The organism is Psychromonas sp. Urea-02u-13, from assembly GCF_002835995.1.
Taxonomy (GTDB): domain Bacteria; phylum Pseudomonadota; class Gammaproteobacteria; order Enterobacterales; family Psychromonadaceae; genus Psychromonas.
The window spans coordinates 1-1,134 of the sequence record NZ_PJBZ01000203.1 but is presented as its reverse complement, the minus strand read 5'-3'; the positions used below and the strand labels follow the sequence as shown (position 1 = coordinate 1,134).

Annotated in this window: 2 protein-coding genes; both read left to right on the top strand. The window is 35.0% G+C overall.

Annotated features, from left to right (window positions below):
- Positions 1-122 precede the first annotated feature (122 nt).
- Positions 123-407, top strand: a complete 285-nt coding sequence (locus CXF74_RS21395; protein ID WP_101084663.1) for a BrnT family toxin — start codon at positions 123-125, stop codon at positions 405-407.
- 2 nt (positions 408-409) lie between these two features.
- Entirely contained in the window at positions 410-628 is a 219-nt protein-coding gene (locus CXF74_RS21390; RefSeq protein WP_101084662.1) for a CopG family antitoxin, read from the top strand.
- Positions 629-1,134 lie beyond the last annotated feature (506 nt).

The window sequence follows — 1,134 nt, the reverse complement described above, 5'->3', positions numbered from 1 at the left end:
GCGCTTAAATGGAAAATTAACAGTTGGCCATCGCTCCGCGATTATAGCCAACAATTAATTTCCACTTAGCTTGGCGTTAGAGCTACTTTGACATTTACCCTCCACGTACATACAATGTACATATGATAAAATTCGAATGGAATACAGCGAAAGCTGTAACAAATGTCAAAAAACACGGTGTTTCTTTTGAGGAAGCTAAATCCGTATTTTTTGATGATTTCGCATTGCAGTTCTTTGATCAAGAGAACTCCGATACTGAAGATCGTTTTTTGATGCTTGGAATGAGCAATGAAACTAATCTTTTACTTATTTGCCATTGTGAACGCGATGATGGAAATACTATTAGATTAATTTCTGCTAGAAAAGCAACTAAAAATGAAAGTAAAAACTATCAGCGAGGGCATTAATTATGAAAGCAGAATATGATTTATCTACAATGAAATCGCGTAAAAATCCATACGCTAGTAAATTAAAGAAACCGGTGACGATGCGTCTTGGAGAAGATGTTATCTCTTATTTTAAAGGTATGGCAGAAGAATCTGGCGTTCCTTACCAAAGTCTTATAAATTTATATTTACGAGACTGTGTTGCAACCCATAAGAAAATTGATATTAATTGGCACGCGTAACGTAGCTCTAACAAGTCGTTTAAACGGAATAAAAACAGTTCATCATTTTTGCAAAAAAGACCGCAAAAATACTGCCTTATTTTTATCCGCTTAACGAGGCGTTAGCTGTATCTGTAATATATTGGAGTCATGTAACTTGATCGAGTCAAAATTTGATAAGCTATTAGCATATAGTATCGCTTCCATTCACTTTTTTGCATTCTCGGGGCTGATATATAGATCTCAAATATATGGAAATATACCAGTATCTGCGGGGGATGCTTACGGACTAGGTGATGTTATAGATTTGCTATTTGTTTTTATAGTTGTAGTAATTTGGTGTTGTGCGCTCATATCTTCAGTTGCTCTAACTTTATTTAACGTTAAAGCTAATTGGTTTACTTCACTCAAAGCTCTTTTATATGCGACTGTTGGGCTTGTTGGTTATTTTTTCGTAAAAGACTCTAATCTATTATTTTAGTTAATAAAAACAGCTAATCGGGTAGCCGAAGGTGTCTAGCCTTCAG

Coding starts and splice junctions, on each gene's coding strand:
- CXF74_RS21395 (WP_101084663.1), top strand. CDS start 123: ATGATAAAATTCGAATGGAATACAGCGAAAGCTGTAACAAATGTCAAA.
- CXF74_RS21390 (WP_101084662.1), top strand. CDS start 410: ATGAAAGCAGAATATGATTTATCTACAATGAAATCGCGTAAAAATCCA.